General features: G+C 73.6%; 16 protein-coding genes. 9 read left to right on the top strand and 7 right to left on the bottom strand.

Annotated features, from left to right (window positions below):
- Positions 1–12: 12 nt before the first annotated feature.
- Positions 13–363, bottom strand: coding sequence for a hypothetical protein (locus tag Val02_RS01445; protein WP_203896993.1), 351 nt, complete (start codon positions 361–363; stop codon positions 13–15).
- 197 nt (positions 364–560) lie between these two features.
- Here Val02_RS01445 and Val02_RS01440 point away from each other — a divergent pair, with 197 nt between their 5' ends.
- Positions 561–1949: a hypothetical protein gene (locus tag Val02_RS01440; RefSeq protein WP_203896992.1), complete on the top strand. Its 1389-nt coding sequence runs from the start codon at positions 561–563 to the stop codon at positions 1947–1949.
- 112 nt (positions 1950–2061) lie between these two features.
- Entirely contained in the window at positions 2062–2667 is a 606-nt protein-coding gene (gene wrbA / locus Val02_RS01435) for an NAD(P)H:quinone oxidoreductase (RefSeq protein WP_203896991.1), read from the top strand.
- Here wrbA and smpB read toward each other — a convergent pair.
- From smpB to Val02_RS01420, 3 genes are all read right to left on the bottom strand, one after another.
- Complete coding sequence (gene smpB, locus Val02_RS01430; RefSeq protein ID WP_203896990.1) at positions 2664–3146, bottom strand: SsrA-binding protein SmpB; 483 nt, start codon at positions 3144–3146, stop codon at positions 2664–2666. The two genes, wrbA and smpB, sit on opposite strands and share 4 nt — an antisense overlap.
- 4 nt (positions 3147–3150) lie before the next feature.
- Positions 3151–3696, bottom strand: a complete 546-nt coding sequence (locus Val02_RS01425; protein WP_203896989.1) for a hypothetical protein — start codon at positions 3694–3696, stop codon at positions 3151–3153.
- A gap of 94 nt (positions 3697–3790) precedes the next feature.
- Positions 3791–4486, bottom strand: coding sequence for an SDR family NAD(P)-dependent oxidoreductase (locus tag Val02_RS01420; RefSeq protein WP_203896988.1), 696 nt, complete (start codon positions 4484–4486; stop codon positions 3791–3793).
- 86 nt (positions 4487–4572) lie between these two features.
- Between Val02_RS01420 and Val02_RS01415 the strand changes: the two genes are divergently transcribed.
- Positions 4573–5409: an MmyB family transcriptional regulator gene (locus tag Val02_RS01415; protein ID WP_203896987.1), complete on the top strand. Its 837-nt coding sequence runs from the start codon at positions 4573–4575 to the stop codon at positions 5407–5409.
- Positions 5410–5432: 23 nt separating this feature from the next.
- A complete protein-coding gene (locus Val02_RS01410; RefSeq protein WP_203896986.1) occupies positions 5433–8393 on the top strand; it encodes an AfsR/SARP family transcriptional regulator in 2961 nt (986 codons plus the stop codon).
- A 7-nt stretch (positions 8394–8400) separates the two neighbouring features.
- Here Val02_RS01410 and Val02_RS01405 read toward each other — a convergent pair whose 3' ends face one another.
- Positions 8401–9030, bottom strand: coding sequence for a hypothetical protein (locus tag Val02_RS01405; protein ID WP_203896985.1), 630 nt, complete (start codon positions 9028–9030; stop codon positions 8401–8403).
- Between the two features lie 105 nt (positions 9031–9135).
- Between Val02_RS01405 and Val02_RS01400 the strand changes: the two genes are divergently transcribed.
- The gene (locus tag Val02_RS01400; protein ID WP_239151363.1) at positions 9136–11382 is read left to right on the top strand and encodes an McrB family protein; all 2247 of its coding nucleotides are present in this window, start codon (positions 9136–9138) and stop codon (positions 11380–11382) included.
- Complete coding sequence (locus Val02_RS01395) at positions 11379–12581, top strand: McrC family protein (protein ID WP_203896984.1); 1203 nt, start codon at positions 11379–11381, stop codon at positions 12579–12581. The genes Val02_RS01400 and Val02_RS01395 overlap by 4 nt, the downstream gene beginning before the upstream one ends.
- Positions 12582–12654: 73 nt before the next feature.
- Here Val02_RS01395 and Val02_RS01390 read toward each other — a convergent pair whose 3' ends face one another.
- Complete coding sequence (locus Val02_RS01390) at positions 12655–13920, bottom strand: MFS transporter (RefSeq protein ID WP_203896983.1); 1266 nt, start codon at positions 13918–13920, stop codon at positions 12655–12657.
- A gap of 89 nt (positions 13921–14009) precedes the next feature.
- Between Val02_RS01390 and Val02_RS01385 the strand changes: the two genes are divergently transcribed.
- Positions 14010–14615, top strand: a complete 606-nt coding sequence (locus tag Val02_RS01385) for a CGNR zinc finger domain-containing protein (RefSeq protein WP_203896982.1) — start codon at positions 14010–14012, stop codon at positions 14613–14615.
- Between the two features lie 101 nt (positions 14616–14716).
- On the opposite strand, the gene Val02_RS01380 is transcribed toward Val02_RS01385, so the two are convergent.
- Positions 14717–15298 (bottom strand): hypothetical protein, encoded by a 582-nt coding sequence (locus Val02_RS01380; protein ID WP_203896981.1) that lies wholly within the window; start codon positions 15296–15298, stop codon positions 14717–14719.
- A gap of 69 nt (positions 15299–15367) precedes the next feature.
- Between Val02_RS01380 and Val02_RS01375 the strand changes: the two genes are divergently transcribed.
- Both Val02_RS01375 and Val02_RS01370 read left to right on the top strand, forming a co-directional pair.
- On the top strand, positions 15368–16087 hold the full coding sequence (locus Val02_RS01375; RefSeq protein WP_203896980.1) for an NAD(P)-dependent oxidoreductase: 720 nt from the start codon (positions 15368–15370) through the stop codon (positions 16085–16087).
- Positions 16088–16097: 10 nt separating this feature from the next.
- Positions 16098–16658 (top strand): hypothetical protein, encoded by a 561-nt coding sequence (locus Val02_RS01370; RefSeq protein ID WP_203896979.1) that lies wholly within the window; start codon positions 16098–16100, stop codon positions 16656–16658.
- Positions 16659–16680 lie beyond the last annotated feature (22 nt).

Here is a 16680-nt window from a genome sequence, read left to right as displayed (position 1 = left end):
CGGCGCGGGCCGTCACGACGCCGGCGACAGCGGATACCGCACCAGCCCGCCCGTGTCGGTCTCGACCTCGAGGATGCCGCCGAGCTGCCGCGCGAACGGCCCCGCCAGCACCAGCGACTCCGTCGCCTCGACGATCGGCACGCGTGCGCCCCCGATCCGCACCGTCGGCACGCGTTCGTCCATCAGGTTGTCGCCGTCGATCCGCACCACCGGGGTCGCGCGGCCGGGCCGGTGGATCTGCGCGACGCGGTGCACCACCACCCGTGCGTGCTGCTCGGCCACCGACTCGGTGACGGTCGTCAATGCCAGGCGCAGGACCCTCGCGGGCGCGTCCAGCTCCAGCTCCACCTGCACGGTCAGCACGTTTCCTCCCCATGAACTTCACGAGGAAGTCTCGTCCCGCGCCACGCGGACCGCTTCCGGGAAATCCCTTGGTTCCCCGCTTTCCGGGGGAACGGCGCCTGGACCGGCGGAGGTGTGTGGCTCCAGCCTAACGCCGGCCGGAGCACCGGGTCACTCGGGCGTTCAGACCTGTCGATCGCCGGAATCCCTTCCTAGAGTTGCCCTTCGCGCCGCCCGCCCGGACGGCGCGAGGACGGCACGGGAGGTTCCCGCTGTACGCGAACGACGCCTATCTCGACCGCTACCACCGCCCCGAACGGGCCCGCCTGCGCGGCCTGGCCGCCAATCCGGCGGTTCCCGGCGCGCTGCTGCGCCGGCTCGTCGACGAGTACGACACCGACACCCTGACCAGCGTGGAGTACCGCGAGGAGTGGACCGACGAACAGGTCGCGGCCCTCGCGCAGCATCCGCACCGCGCGATCCGCATCACGCTCACGCAAGCCCCCGGCCTCACCCCCGAGCAGCGCACCACACTGGTCGAGGATCCCGACCCGCTGGTCCTCGACCTCCTCGCCGAGGGGCCGGACCTGTTCACCCGCTGGTCGAGCGAACCCGTGCCGCTGCTGACCGACGCGGGCTACGACCGCCTGCTCGAACGCCGGCCGGAAGCGATCAAGACCCTGGCCTGGCCACGCCATCGCGACGTCCTGCCGCCCCGTATCCGGGCCCTCCTGCCGCCCGAGGAACCGCCGCCGGCGCCGCCCGTTCCGCCGAGCCCCGAGGAGCTGCGCGAACGCGCCCGCGACGAGAGCGAATGGGTCCGCACCGAGACCGCCGCACACCCCGACCTGCCCGCCGACGTCGTCGCCGCGCTCGCCGTCGACCCGTCGCCGCACGTCCGGCTCGCCGTGTCGATGCGGCCGGAACTGACCGAGGAACAGCGCGCCGCGATCGACTACCACGTGGGGCCGGACGACCGGCTCCAGCCACTGCTCTGGGTGTTGCGCAGCGACGACCCGCGGGTGCACCGGCGCTGTGCCCGTTCGGCCCACATCGGTCTGCGGCGCAGCATCGCGCTCAACACCCGCATCGCCCCCGAACTCGTCGCGCTGCTCGCCGCCGACCCGGACCCCGCGGTGCGCCTGCTGCTGTGCGAGCGCAACCCGCAGGCCCCCGGGGAGGTGGTGCTCGCCACCTACCTGGAGGCGCGGGTCGTCACGATCGGCCGCCTCTTGCAGCACCCGAACTTCCCGCGCGACGGCCTCGCCCGCCGCGCCGACTCGCCGGACCCGCGGATCCGGGCGCTGGCCACGCTCGACCCCGGCGCCGGCCCGGAGCTGATCGAACGGCTCAGCCGGGACCCGCACCCCCTGGTGCGCGCCTGGGCCGCCGGGGACCGCCGCCTGCCCGCCGCGCGGGTCTGCGAACTGTTCGAGGATCCCGCCGTCGCGGGGCAGGCGGCACGCAATCCGCGGCTGCCCGTGGCGTTCATGGAACGGATCCTGCGCGAGGCGGCCGTGCTGCGCGAGGAGCAGCCGGCCGAGGGCGGGAACGTCTACCTGGGCAACTGGACACCGGAACAGATAGCCGCCGTGGAGAACGGCTAGCCGCGCGCCGGGCCCGGCTCATTCTCGCGAAACCGGGCCCGGAACCGGTACAGGCGATTCAAAATGGGCAGTAGCCCCCTGAGAGTGAACACCGACAGGGAGGCCGTTCGTCATGCCCGACACCAAGCTCGCCGTCATCTACTACTCCTCGACCGGCACCGTGGACGCCATGGCGCGCCGGCTCGCCGAGGCCGGTGAGAAGGCGGGCGCGGAGGTACGGCTGCGCCACGTCCAGGAACTGGCACCGAAGGAGGCCATCGCCTCGAACCCGGCCTGGAGCCAGCACGCCGAGCGGATCAAGGACGAGCCCACGGCCTCGGCGGACGACATGGTCTGGGCCGACGCGGTCCTGTTCGGTTCGCCCACCCGCTACGGCAACATCGCCAGCCAGCTCAAGCAGTTCCTCGACACGCTGGGGCCGCAGTGGGCCCAGGGGCTGCTGGCCGACAAGGTGTACGCGGGGTTCACGGCGTCGCAGACCGCACACGGCGGGCAGGAGTCGACGCTGCTGGCGCTCTACAACACGATCCACCACTTCGGCGGGATCATCGTGCCGCCGGGCTACACGGATCCGTTGAAGTTCGCCGACGGCAACCCGTACGGCGTCTCGCACGTCTCCGGCGGCAACAACGACGCCCCGCTGACCGAGGTGGAGTACGCCGCGCTGGACCATCTGGCCGAACGCGTCGTCAAGGTCGCCCGCGCGCTCGCGAACTAGCGCGGTCGGCCCTTCAGGCGGCGGCCCAGCTCCCGGGCGATCTCGCGGTCGGCGTCGCGACGGGCGAGCACCTGCCGCTTGTCGAACGTGCGATTGCCCCGGGCGAGGCCGAGTTCCACCTTCGCCCAGCCGCCGGCGAAGTACATCGACAGCGGCACCAACGTCATGCCGCCCTCGCGCAGCTTCTCCAGGATCCGGTCGATCTCCACGCGGTGCAGCAGCAGCTTGCGGGTGCGGCGCGGCTGGTGGTTGGTCCAGCTGCCGAAGCCGTACTCGGCGATGTGCAGGTTGTACAGGACGATCTCGCCGTCGCGTTCCTGGGCGAACGCGTCCACCAGGGAGGCGTGGCCGTCGCGCAGGGACTTGACCTCGGTGCCGGCGAGCACGATGCCGGCCTCGTAGGTCTTCAGGATGGTGTAGTCGTGCCGGGCCTTCCGGTTGGTCGCAATGACCTGCCTACCGGGCTCCCGCTTACCCACCTGCCTAGCCCTCGTTGCACTCGCAGATGCGGCGCGGGATGAAGTGGATCGGGCACTGCGGGTCGGCCGCCGGAGGACGTTCCGGGACGACGGCCTTAGGCGTGCGGGGCGCCCGCGGGGTGCTGGAGCGCGCCGTCGTCGAACGGCTCGCACGGGTGCGCGTCGGCGTGACCGGCGCCGGCCGGACCAGGGCCTCGTGGCGCCGCCACGCGACGGCCTCCAGCGCGGCGCGCATCGCGTCGTCGGCGACCAGCAGCGCCGCCGGGATGACCCAGTGGCTGGTGGTGGCGTTGGGCGTGAAGAGGCGGCTGCCGGTGATCGCGTTGCCGTACTCGCGCGCGCGTTCCGGGGCCAGGCAGACCTCGACGCGTTCCTTGTAGACGAGGATCGCGGCGGGGCTCTCCTCGGCCGTCGCCCGCAGGCTCACCGACCCGCCGGTGCGCTCGCTCCACACGGTCTCGCTGTCGGCCACCTCCAGCGCGAACCGGCGGACCACCGGGTGCGGGCGGAGATCGTCGAGGAGGGTCTCCACCTCGTCAAGGCTCGGCACGTCTGCTCCCCCGTTCACCATCGTGATCAGGATACGTCACTGTGCCGGCGGGTTGATCACCGACAGTTCCGGCACGAGGCCGAACCCTACCGGGTCACCAGGCGATGTCACCCGCCCGGTCGACGAAACGGCCGGTGCCGTGCCCCGGCCCCTCGGTGGCGAGGCGGACGATCACGTCGGTACCCTCCGTGACGGTCTGGTGGCCGCTGTGGCCGTTCAGGTCGGTGGCGGTGTAGCCGGGGTCGGCCGCGTTGATCCGCAGGCCCGGGAGCGCCTTGGCGTACTGCGTGGTCAGCATGGTCAGCGCCGCCTTGGACGCCGTGTAGGCCGGGGCGATCGCCGTCGACTCGGGCCGCCGCGGGTCGTGCGTGGCGGCCAGGGAGCCCATCGCGCTGCTGACGTTGATGATCACCGGGTCGGCGGAGCGGCGCAGCAGCGGCAGGAAGGCCGTCGTCACGCGCACCACCCCGACGACGTTCACGTCGAGCACCGCGCCGACGTCCGCGCCGGTCAGCCCGCTCGGGTCACCGAAGGGGCCGTGGATCCCGGCGTTGTTGACCAACACGTCGACCCGGCCCTCGTGCCGCTCGACGTCCGCGGCCGCGGCGGCCACCGATTCCTCGTCGGTCACATCGAGTGGAACGTGGCGGGCGCCCAGTTCCCGCGCGGCGGCCCGGCCGGCCCGCACGTCGCGCGCACCGAGCAGGACGGTGTGTCCCAGGGCGACGAGGCGGCGCGCGGTCTCGTGGCCGAGGCCCTTGTTGGCCCCCGTGATGAAGGTGATCGTCATGGGGCCAGCGTGGGCCGGGCCCATGACGTTCGCCAGGGAAGATCCTTACCACCCTCCGGGCCGGAACGCGCGGGACAATCGTCGACATGTCCGAACTCGGCGCGACCCTCCGCGCGTGGCGCGACCGCCTCTCCCCCGCGGACGCCGGCCTTCCCCAGGGGCCCGCGCGGCGGGCCAAGGGGCTGCGTCGCGAGGAGCTGGCCGACCTCGCCCGGATCTCCGTCGACTACGTCGTCCGCCTCGAACAGGGACGCTTCGGCACGCCCTCGGCGCAGGTGCTCGCCGCGCTGGCCCGCGCCCTGCGGCTGAGCACCGCCGAACGTGACCACCTCTACCGGCTGGCCGGGCAGGCGCCACCGGCCGACGGGCGGCTCGGCGACCGCGTGCCGCCCGGGCTGCGGCGGGTGGTGGACCGGCTCGGGGAGAGCACGGCGGTGGCGGTCTTCGCGGCCGACTGGCACCTGCTGCGGTGGAACCCCGCCTGGGCGGCGCTGGTCGGCGACCCGGCCGCGGTGCCGCCCGCGATGCGCAACTTCGCGCGGGAGACGTTCCCGCTGGCGGGCGACGGCCCGCGGATGTCCCACTGGCCGGTGGTCTCCCACGCCCGCGCGGAGCTCGAGGCGGCCGCCGCGTCCGACCTGCGCCGCGCCACCGGCCGCTTCCCGCACGACCCCCGCCTGAGCGGCCTGATCGCGACGCTCGTCGCCGGCAACGACCGCTTCGCGCGGCTGTGGTCGGCCGGCGCGGTCGGCACCCACCGCGCCGACCACAAGGTCATCGAACATCCGGGCGCCGGCCCGATCGAGGTCGACTGCGACGTGCTGACCGACGGCGACGCGGAGCTGAAGGTCGTGATCCTGACGCCGGTGCCGGAGTCCGAGGCGCGGCTCACCGCCCTCGTCACCCTCGGCGCACCCGTCTGAGGGGATATCTATGGTTACCAACCGTGGAGTTCCAACTGCTGGGTCCGGTGGAACTGATCGGCTCCCCGCACCGCGTCGACCTCGGCGCACCGCGCCAGCGGGCGGTCCTCGCCGCGCTGCTCGTCGACGTCGGCCGGGTCGTCACCCCCGAACTGATCGTCGACCGCGTCTGGGGCGGTGAGCCGCCGGACGGGGTGCGGCGTTCGCTGCACGCCTACGTGGCGCGGCTGCGGCGCGCGCTCCGCGAGGCCGGGACGGGGAACGTGCCGTTGGTGCACCGTTCGGCCGGGTACACCGTGGACCTGCCGCCCGAGCGGGTCGACCTGCACCGCTTCCGCGACCTCGCGGCGCGTGGCGAACGGGAGTCGCTGCGCGCCGCGCTGGAGTTGTGGCGGGGCGAGCCCCTCGCGGGGATCACCGGGCACTGGGCCGACCGGATGCGCCGGACCTGGCAGCGCGAACGCCTCGACACCGTGGCCGCCTGGGCGTCGGCCGAACTGTCGGCCGGCAACCCGTCGGCGGTTCTCGCGCCGCTGACCGAACTGGTCGAGGAGGAGCCGCTCGCCGAGACGCTCGCGGCGACGCTCATGCGGGCGTTGGCACTGGCCGGGCGCCAGGCGGAAGCACTCGACCGGTACACCGTCACCCGGCAGCGGCTGGTCGAGGAGCTGGGCGTCGACCCCGGGCCGGCGCTGCGCGAGGCGCACCGGGCGATCCTGCGCGGCGAACTGGGTCCCGAGGCGGCCCCCGCCGTCTCCCCGTCCGCCACCGCCGTGCCGGCGCAGCTGCCGGGCGAGGTGGCCGCGTTCACCGGCCGGGACGAGGAGTTGGCGGCGCTGGACGCCGTTCTGGCCGAACCGGGGTCGACGGCCGTGCCGGTCGCCGTCGTGTCGGGCACCGCCGGGGTCGGCAAGACCGCGCTCGCCGTGTGCTGGGCGCACCGGGCGCGGGACCGGTTCCCGGACGGGCAGCTCTACGCCGACCTGCGCGGCTACGACCCCGAACGGCCCGCCGACCCGGCCGACGTGCTGGCGGGTTTTCTGCTGGCACTGGGCGTTCCCCCGATGGAGATACCGCTGCGGCTCGACGAGCGCGCGGCACGGTACCGGACCGAGACGTCCGGACGCCGGATCCTGATCCTGTTGGACAACGCCGCCACCGTCGAACAGACCCGGCCGCTGCTGCCCGGCACCGGCACGTGCGCGGTCCTGGTCACCAGCCGGGACAGCCTCGCCGGCCTCGTCGCCCTGCACGGCGCGCGGCGCGTCGACCTCGGCCTGCTCCCCCGCGACCGGTCGGTGGCGCTGCTGCGCCGGCTGATCGGCACCCGCGTGGACGACGAACCGGCGGCCGCGGCGGTGCTCGCCGACCAGTGCGCCCGCCTCCCCCTGGCGTTGCGCCTCGCCGCCGAACTGGCGGCCGCCCGCCACCCGGCGACCCTGTCGGAGCTCGTGACCGAGCTGGCCGACCAGCGCGAACGGCTCGACCGCCTGGACGCCGGCGGCGACCCGCGCGGCGCGGTCACGGCGGTCTTCTCCTGGTCGCTGCGGCACCTGCGGCCGGCGGCGGTGCGGCTGTTCGCGCTGCTCGGGCTGCACCCGGGCCTCGATCTGGACGAGTACGCCGCGGCCGCGCTGGCCGGTGAAGACCTGCGCGCCACCCGGGAGAACCTGGCGCTGCTGGTGCGCGCCCACCTGGTGCACGCGGTCGGCGCCCGCCGCTACGGCATGCACGACCTGCTGCGCGTCTACGCCGCGTCCACTGTGGACGGTGATGGCGGCCCCGCGTTGACGCGGCTCTTCGACCACTACCTCGGGACGGCCGCCGCCGCGGTGGATGTGCTGCACCCCGCCGAACGCCACCACCGCCCGCCGGTCGACGCGCCCGCCACCGCGGTCCCGGATCTGTCCACACCGGACGGTGCACTGTCCTGGTTGGACGGTGAGCTGCCGAACCTCACCGCGATGGCCGCCCACCGGGACGGCGCGCGCCACGCGATCCGGCTCTCCGGCACCCTCTTCCGCTACCTGGACCGCGGCCGCTACCTGCGGGCCCTGACGATCCACGCGCACGCGATCGAGGCGGCCCGCCGCGCCGGCGACGTGGCCGGCGAGGCCGTCACCTCGTACCACCTCGGCACCACCCACCTGCAGGTCGGCCGCCTCGAACCGGCCGCCGACAAGCTGGCCCGCGCGGTCGAACTCTTCGGTCGGGTCGACGACGCCCCGGGCGCCGCCCGCGCGGCCGGCACGCTCGGCCTCGTCGAGGCGCTGCTCGGCCGGTACGCGACGGCGCACACGCACCAGCTCCAGGCGCTGGAGGGCATCCGGCGGGCCGGCGACCGCCACGCCGAGGCGCGGGCGCTGACCTCGCTCGGGCTGGTCGAGGGCTGGCTCGGGGACTTCCCCTCGTCGTTCGCCCGGCACGAGGCGGCGCTGGAGCGGTTCCGGGAGTTCGACGATCGGGTCGGCGAGGCGACCGCGCTCGCCAATCTGGCCGAGGCGCAGCTGCGGGCCGGGCTGCTGTCGGCCGCGTCGGCGAATCAGCGCGCGGCGCTGGAGCTGTTCCGACGCATCGGGCACCCGGCCGGCGAGGCCTGGGCGCTCAACGGACTCGGCGTCTCGCTCGTCCGCGAGGGACGCCCGGCCGAGGCGATACCGTTGCTGCGCGAGGCGTTGACGCTCGCCCGTCAGACCGGGGACCGGTCCGGCGAGGTGTGGGCGCTCAACGGACTCGGCGAGGCGCTCACCGCCGCAGGGGACGCCGCCGCCGCGGTCGAGCAGCACCGCACCGCCCGGCTCGTCTCCCGTGACACGGGGGAACGCCACCAGCAGGCCCGCGCCGACGCCGGCCTGGCCCGGGCCTGTCGGGCGCTCGGGGACGCCGAATCGGCGCGCCGGCACCTGGCCAGTGCGCTCGCCGGGTACGCGGCGCTCGGGATGGCCGAGGCCGACGGGATCCGCGCGGAGCTGGCCGCGCCGTGACTCCCGTTCAGCCGTGCCGGTCGCACAGCCACCGGTAGGTGTCGCCGAACGACCGCGCCGCCGCCTTCGTCCGCCCGGTCCACAGCCGCACCGTGCACTCGTTCGGGGCCCACGAGCGCACCAGCACCGAGCTGCCGTCCCGGAAGTAGAACGACGACGAGCGCACCTCGCTCACCCCGACCGCCACCGCCACGTTGGCCAGCGCCCGGACGATGCCGACCGTCGCCGAGCACGACGTCCCGCTGCCGAACGTCTCCAGCGCGCCGTACACCGTGTCGGTGATCTCGACCAGCTTCGTCACCCGCGCGGTGTTGGCCGCCTCGGCGGCCCGCGCGCCGGAGCCGGCCGCCCGGATGGCCCGCCCCTGCCGGATGAGCAGCCCGACCGGACCCGCCGGGGCGAACAGCATGGCGACGCTCGCACCGCACCGGGTGATCGTCTGGTGGTACTTGAACAGGGTGTTGACGCCGAGTTCGAACGCGTCCTCACGCGCATAGGTGCCGGCGGCGTACGAGCGGCCGAGCGACGAACCCTCGAAGGGGACCCGTTCGTCGGCGGCGTGCGCGGGTGCCGGGGCGGCCACGGCGAGCACCGCCGTGGCGACCAGAACGGCGGCCAGGCGTCGGGCGATCGTCATCTCGGCGCTCCCCACGGGCGGGTGTCAGGTGGCGCGAGGCTATCGGCCGGCGATCGGCGCCGGGGCCGCGTTCCCGCCGGTTCACCCCTGCGGCACCGAACGGCCGTGCGCCGCGACCGCCAGGCCCTAACATCCAGGCGTATGAGCGACAGTGCCGTCATCATCCCGTCGCGTCACGACAACCTGGTCCGCGAAGTGGGCCGAGAGCTGATCGACCAGGGCATGCGGCGCGGGCAGTCGCTGTTCACGCCCGAGCGCGCGGTGTGGACCGCGGCGACCACGCAGGATCTGCACCGGTGCTACAACGGCCGACTCGACACCGGCGCGGACCCGTTCATGGTCAAGCTCGAGCGCCAGCTCTCCGACGCGTCGGACGACGCCGTCCAGTTGGCGGCCGAGTTGTTGACGTTGCAGGGCTTGCCGCTGCTCAACCTGAAAGCCGCGACGTTCCATGACCGGGTCCGGACGGTGCTGGGCTGGATGGGCCGGCCGGTCGCGATCCCCGCGCACGTCGTGGCCGCCTTCGACCAGGGCACCTGGGGCGGCGGCGCAGGCGCCCACACCATGCTGTGGAAGTGGCTCATCGACGCTGTAGAGCTGCTGGGCGACTGGTGGACACTGCCCGCCGAACAGCGCGAACGGGCCTTCACCGGCCCGTGGGACTGGCAAGAGACGATATACCGATACCGGGTCATGCCCTCGCTCCGGGAGGAACTGCTTTATCTCGGCTTCCCGACGCACTTCCTGCCCATCCTGAACATGGCGCACAAGAAGGCCATCCGAAACGCGTTCGGCGAGGCGTCGCTGCCGCTGACCGGCGACCTCAACAGGGACCTGTTCGAGATCACCGTCCACTTGCAACAAGAAGCGTCCCAGCCGGTGGACTACTACCAGGCGCCGTTCGTCGGGCAGTGGAGCACACAGACCGATCGGGTGCCCGGTGAACGCCGTGCCTGGCTTGTGCGGTCCCGTCCGGGCTCGCCCGACCTGGCCGGCCGATGGAGTGCAGGATCGTTCGTGTCGCTGGCCGCGCACCACCTGGGCAACGTGTCACCGGGAGCGTCGAAGGCGCAGATCCGTGCCGCGGTGGCCACCGGTTATCAACACGACGACTATGCCCAACGGGTCGCGTTGACCAACGAGTACCACGCTTTCCTGTCCCAGATGGAGAGCGAGGACATCGTCGCCACCCTGGTCGAGGATGGCCTCCGTCTCGGCGTGCTCGACGGCGAACCGGAATACGAGATGGCCGACGGCGGCGCTCGGCTGCGGCGCCCGACGACGTGGCTGACGACCCCGCCGCTGCCCGTCGACATGCTGCCCGAGCCGCTGCCGGCGGCGTTGGACCAGCCCGGCGCGGTCGTCGATCTGACGGGCGCGCTGGAGGTGCTGTCCGCGCTGGTCGATACCGAACCGACGTCGGAAGGCCGGGTCGAGCCTGGCGACGCCGTCACCGCCGCCGTCCCGGTGCTGACCGCCGCGACGCAGGAACTGGCGAACGGGTTGCACATGGCCCGTTCCTGGCTCCAGGACCTCATCGACCTGTGGGGAGAACGCTCACAGATCGTCCTGTTCGGGCCGCCGGGTACCGGAAAGACATACCTGGCACGGGCACTCGCCGCACACGTCGCAGCCCGTGACGCGGTACGGCTGGTGCAGTTCCACCCCTCCTACGCGTACGAGGACTTCTTCGAGGGATTCCGCCCGGTCGAGGGTGCCGAGAGCGGGACCGTCGCGTTCGCCAAGCAACCCGGTCCGCTGCGGGAGATCGCCGCCGCCGCACGCGAGGATCCCGGGCGTCCCTACGTGCTGATCGTGGACGAGATCAACCGGGCCAACCTGGCCAAGGTCTTCGGCGAGTTGTACTTCCTCCTGGAGTACCGAGACGCCACGATCCGGCTGCAGTACTCGCCGTCGGAGGCGTTCCACCTGCCCCGCAACGTGTTCATCATCGGCACGATGAACACGGCGGACCGCTCGATCGCGCTCGTCGACGCCGCCGTCCGGCGCCGCTTCGCGTTCGTCGAACTGCACCCCGACGACGAGCCGGTCCGCGACGTCCTCCGCAACTGGCTCGCCGCCAACGACAGGCCCGGCGACGAACGCGCCGCACTGCTGGCCGCCCTCAACGAGTCCATCGGCGAGGAGGACCACGATTTCAAGATCGGGCCGTCCTACCTGATGAGGCCGAACCTCGACGGCGACGCTGCGCTCGAGCGGGTGTGGCGGCACGACGTGATGCCGCTGTTGGAGGAGCACTACTACGGCCGGCTCAGCAGAACTCAGATCCGCGACCGGTTCGGCCTGGCCGCCATCCGGTCCCGCGTCGGCGCACCACGGGACGAACCGTGACCGGTGACCCGCCGGTGAGCATCGCCGAACTCGACCAAGTCGGCGCCCTGCGGCGGCTGGACGACGCCCAGGTCGCGGCGCTGACCGCGACCGGCCTGGTCGAGTTGCGCCCGGAGGGCGGCGGACGGTGGCGGGTGATGCCCGCCGGCAGGGTCGGTGCCGTGCGGATCGGCGGGCTCGACGTCGAGGTCCGGCCGAAGGTCGGGATCGCCCGACTGCTCTTCCTGCTCGGATACGCCGCGGACCCCGGGTTTCGGCCGGAGGACGTCGCCGCGCGGCCGGAGCCCGAACTGTGGGCCGCACTGGCCGAGGGGCTGATCCGGCAGGCCGAACGTGCGCTAGGACCGGGCGTTCTCCAGGGATATGTCGTCGTCGACGAGGCGCTGCCCCTGGTTCGCGGCCGGATCCGGTTCGCCGACCAGTTCGCCCGCCGGGCGGTGCTGCCACTGCCCGTTGAGCTTCAGTTCGACGAATACGCCACGGACATCGCCGAGAACCGGATTCTGCGGACCGCACTTCGGCGGATGCTCGCGGTGCCCCGGCTGCCGGCCGGCACGCGGGCCCGGCTGTCCCATCTGGACGGTCGACTCGACGGCGTCAGCGTGCTTCCGCACGGCGCGATCCGGCCCGCGTACCGGCCGAGCAGACTCAATGCCCGCTACCTTCCCGCACTACGGCTGGCCGAGTTGGTCCTGCGCAACCAGTCCACCGAACCGGGACCCGGCGAGGTCACCACGGCGTCGTTCGTCGTGAACATGGCCAAGGCCTTCGAGGACTTCGTCACCACAGCCTTGCGCGAGGCCCTGGCGACGTTTCCGGGTCGGACCGACGGTCAGTACGAGGCGCACCTCGACACCGGTCGCGCCGTGCGCATCCGGCCCGATGTCGTGCACGTCGTGGGCGGCCGACCGGCTGCCGTCTTCGACGCCAAGTACAAGTTGGAGCACCTCTCGTCCGGCTACCCGGGCACCGATGTCTACCAGATGCTCGCCTACTGCACGGCCCTACGCCTGAACGAGGGCTGGCTCGTCTACGCCCAGGGCACGACACCCGCCGTTCCCCGGCGCATCCGCAACACCGAGATCGACGTGATGCACTACCCGCTCGACCTCTCCCTACCGCCGAGCGATCTCCTGCTCCAGGTCGATGCCCTGGCACATCGCGCGATGCGCGGTGGCGGGCCCGCTTCGGTGCGGTAGTGCATGAAGCGGTCGCCGGTCGTCGTCATCGGGGCCACGACGTCGTCGCGGTGAGACGGAGGCTGCGCGATCCCTACGTCCCGGACGAGGCGTGGGAACGGGTGCGGCGCGAGGTGCTCGACCGCGACGTGCTGGCGGACGCGTTCCCGGCGGCGATCGCGGACGGGCTGGTATGGCTGGCCGAACGCGGCCGGGTCGCCTGAGGCGCCGGCGCGCGGTCGAGGCGGCGTTCGCACAGCGCCAACGCCAGCGCGATCCCCACCAGAACGGCCCCCACGAGCACCGCGCCGCGCGGACCGTGTCCGGGTAGCACCAGGCCGCCGGCGAACGCCCCGCCGGCGATACCGACGTTGACCGCGGCGGACACCGTGGCGCCCGCCAGATCCGAACGCCCGGGCGCCACCCGCAGCACGAGACCGCCGAGCGTCGCGGTGAACCCGGCGAACCCCAGCCCCGCCACCGCGATCAGCGCGACCGCCGCCCACGGCTGCCGGCCGGCGGCGAAGAGGCCCACCAGCGCCACCGCCTGCACCGCGACGGTCCCCACCATAGTGGTCCACGGGCCGCGGTCGACCACCGCCGCGACCACGCCGACGCCGAGCAGGCTCGCGACGCCGCGCGCCACCAGAACGGCCGCCACCGCCGCCGGGGCGAACCCGCTCACCTCGGTGACGAACAGCGCGACATACGTGTAGGCGGCGATGGCACCGGTCGTCGTCACGGCGGCCACCGCCACGAGGAGCCCGAAGCGGCGGCCGTCCGGCGCCTCGCCGCGGGCCGCGTGCCCCTCCTCCGGCGGCGTGGCGGGCAGCAGCGCGGCCACGACGATCAGCACGACCGCTCCGGCCGCCGCCATCGCCAGGAACGCCGCCCGCCAGCCGGCGCGTTCGCCGAGCCAGGTGCCCAGCGGCACGCCCAGGAAGAGCGCGACGTTGCCGCCGGCGAAGACGAGCGCCACGACCCGCCCGCGCGCCCCGGGCCGGAACAGCTCCGCCGCCGCCGGCACCACCACCGCCCAGAACAGCGCGTGCGTGGCCGCCGTCGCGATCCGGGCCGCCAGCACCAGCGCGAACGTGTCGGTGACGAGCGTGACCGCGCTGCTGGCCACGAAGCCGGCGAGCATCGCCGTCAGCAGCCGTCGCCGGGGAACCCCGCGCACCAGCGCCGCCAGCGGCACCGAGGCGACCGTCACCACCGCGCCGTACGCGGTCACCAGGGCGCCGACCCGCGCCGGCGACACGGCCAGGTCGGTGGCCATCGGCAGGAGAAGCCCGACGGGCAGCGCCTCCGCGGTCGTGTAGAGGAACGTCCCGCCGCACAGCCCGATCAACGCTCCCATTGCCCGGATCCGCCCCATCGGTGTTACCCCCTAATCGCCTTATGCCGGAAACACTAGCGGCGCGCCGTCAACTGGTAAAGTTCGTTTTGATGGAAACAACCGGGGACGTGACGCGGATGCGACTCGTGGGCGGCAACCTCGCCCTCGACTTCGTCAACACCCGCGTGGGGCCACCCGACGGGCCGCCGGACGACGACGCGCTCACCGGCTATCCGGAGCTGCTCGCCTGGGCCGTTCACGCCGGTGCGCTGACCGAAGCGGAGGCCGCGCCGCTGCACCGCGGGGCCGGGACCGCAGCCGCCTTCGCGCGGGCCCTGCGCACGCGTGACCACCTCGACGGGACGTTCCGGGCGCTGGCCGCGGGACGGGAGCCGAGCGCCGCCACGCTGGCCCGCCTGCGGGACGACGGGGTGGACGCGCTGCGCCACGCGTCGCTCGCACGCGGCGACGCGTTCGTCTGGAGCTGGCGGGAGGACCGGACGACCGGCCGGCCGCTGCGGCCGGTGGTGCACGCGGCGCTCCACCTGCTCACCACCGGGCCGCTGGAGCGGATCAAGGGCTGCGCCGGGTGCAGCTTCCTCTTCCTCGACGAGAGCAAGAACCGCAGCCGCCGCTGGTGCAGCATGGACGACTGCGGGGCCGCCGCGAAGATGCGCCGCTACGTCGCCGCCCGACGCACCCGCACCGCCCACTGAACCCGCTCAGGAATCGGCCGGAATGTCCGCCTCGAACTGCTCGACGAGCACTACGCCGCTACGTCGCCGCCCGACGCACCCGCACCGCCCACTGAACCGGCTCAGGAATCGGCCGGAATGTCCGTCTCCAGCTGCTCGACGATCGGGTCGATGAGGTCGTTCAGCTCGCGGACGAGCACTCCCACCGCCCGCCGGGCCGCCTGCTCGACCGCCTCCGGGTAGGGCCCCTCCGGCGCGGCGGGCAGGTCGTCGAGCCGCACCGGCGCCTGCACCAGCAGCGACGCCCGCACGTGCGGCCGCTTCGTCAGGTCCCGCGCGGACGGGTCGACGTACTGCCCGAACAGCTGCGGCCAGTCCTGCCAGCCCCGGTCGCGGTCCCAGTGCCGGCCGCGCGACAGCTGCGCGGGCCACGGCGAGACGAGCGTGATGTCGCAGGTCAGGCCGCCGTCCCAGGAGTTGCGGGAGCAGATCGCCGACAGGATGCGCGGGTGCTGGCGCACGTAGCCCGGCTGGAGGCCGACGGCCAGGCGCCAGGCGACGACCGCGAAGGTCACCGGCGCGATGTCGCCGTACGCTGCCGCGAACTCGTCCAGGCGCAGCCGCACCTCGGACGCGTAGCGGCCGCGTTCGCCGGACGCGTGTTCACGGTCGAAGTGCTCGTCGATCCAGAACGCCTGCCGCATCCGGCCACCCTACGAGCCCCGGGTGCGCGCCGCGTCCCCCGGCTTGACCGTTCCGGCGATCATGAGGCGGTGCGTCTCGCCGTGATCGGTGCGACCGGTGGGATCGGTCGGCACCTCTACGCGCAGGCCGTCGCCGCCGGGCACGAGGTGACGGCCGTCGTGCGCGACCCGCGCCGGTTGCCGCGCCCGCACGGTCCGGTGTCTACAGTGGACCTTTCCGCCGCCGATCCGGCCACGCTGGCGGGGGCGTTCGCGGGTTGCGACGCGGTGCTCTCCGGGCTCGGTGCCCGTTCGGTGGAGGAGACCGGTATCGCACTGCGGGGCACGCGCGCCGTCGTGGACGCCATGCGGGTCGCCGGCGTGCGACGCATCGTGGTGGTGAGCGCGGCCTCCGTCGGCACCGTCGCCTCGCCCGGGCGGCCGGATCCACCCAGGCACAACCCCGGTGACGGGTTCGTCCTGCGGCACACCGCCGCGCGGCTCGCGAAGCTCTTCTTCCGGCGGTACTACGCCGATCTCGCGCTCATGGAGGATCTGCTGCGCGACAGCGACCTCGACTGGACCGTGTCCCGGCCGCCGCGCCTGCTCGACCGCCCGCTCACCGGCCGGTACCGGGTGGTCGAGGAGTGGAACGTGCGCGGCGGCCTGTTCATCGGGCGTGCCGACGTCGCGCATCACATGCTGTCCACTGTGGACAATCCGGAGGCGTTCCGGAAGGTGTACGGGATCGCCTACGACGGGGCCGTCGAGTCGCTCAGACGCTGGGCGGGTGTCGGTGGCCGCCGGTAGGGTGTCCGCTGTGGACCCGCCGGTCGTCACGCTGATCTGCGGCGCGTCGGGCGTCGGGAAGACGAGCGTCGCCCGGCCCCTGGCGATGCGCTGGGGTGTGCCGCTGGCCGAGGCGGACGACGTCGTGACGGCACTGCTCGCGCTCACCACCCCGCAGAGCCACCCGGTGCTGCACCGCTCGGCGATGGGCCGGCCGCCCGAGGAGATCGTGGCACACCTGCTCGCCGTCTCGGCCGCGCTGGCGCCGGGCTTTCGGGCGGTGGTGGCCGACCATGTGACGTTCCGGCAGAGGGTCGTCATGGAGGGCGACTGGCTGACGCCCGACCTCGTGGCCGGGATCGACGGCGCGGGGGCGGTCGTGATCGGCGAACCGGACGAGGACCGGATCGCCGCCAACTACCTGCGCCGGGAGCCCGACGCCGGGCCGCAGCCGGAACGGGCCCGGGTGAGCGTCCTGCACGGCGCGGCACTCGCCGCCGCCGCCCGCGCGGCCGGGGTGCCCGTGGTGCCGGCGTGGCCCTTCGACACCGCGCTCGACCGCGTGGAACGGGCGATCTTCCAGGCCGCCTGACGTCGCCGGCACCGTGCGTGCG

It is taken from the genome of Virgisporangium aliadipatigenens (assembly GCF_016863615.1).
In the GTDB taxonomy this organism is placed as follows: domain Bacteria; phylum Actinomycetota; class Actinomycetes; order Mycobacteriales; family Micromonosporaceae; genus Virgisporangium; species Virgisporangium aliadipatigenens.
This window is presented reverse-complemented; position numbering and strand designations above follow the sequence as displayed.

Bases quoted from the DNA above. Each gene is read 5' to 3' on its own strand.
- wrbA (WP_203896991.1), top strand. From the start codon at position 2,062: ATGCCCGACACCAAGCTCGCCGTCATCTACTACTCCTCGACCGGCACC.
- Val02_RS01420 (WP_203896988.1), bottom strand. From the start codon at position 4,486: ATGACGATCACCTTCATCACGGGGGCCAACAAGGGCCTCGGCCACGAG.
- Val02_RS01415 (WP_203896987.1), top strand. From the start codon at position 4,573: ATGTCCGAACTCGGCGCGACCCTCCGCGCGTGGCGCGACCGCCTCTCC.
- Val02_RS01405 (WP_203896985.1), bottom strand. From the start codon at position 9,030: ATGACGATCGCCCGACGCCTGGCCGCCGTTCTGGTCGCCACGGCGGTG.
- Val02_RS01390 (WP_203896983.1), bottom strand. From the start codon at position 13,920: ATGGGAGCGTTGATCGGGCTGTGCGGCGGGACGTTCCTCTACACGACC.
- Val02_RS01385 (WP_203896982.1), top strand. From the start codon at position 14,010: ATGGAAACAACCGGGGACGTGACGCGGATGCGACTCGTGGGCGGCAAC.
- Val02_RS01380 (WP_203896981.1), bottom strand. From the start codon at position 15,298: ATGCGGCAGGCGTTCTGGATCGACGAGCACTTCGACCGTGAACACGCG.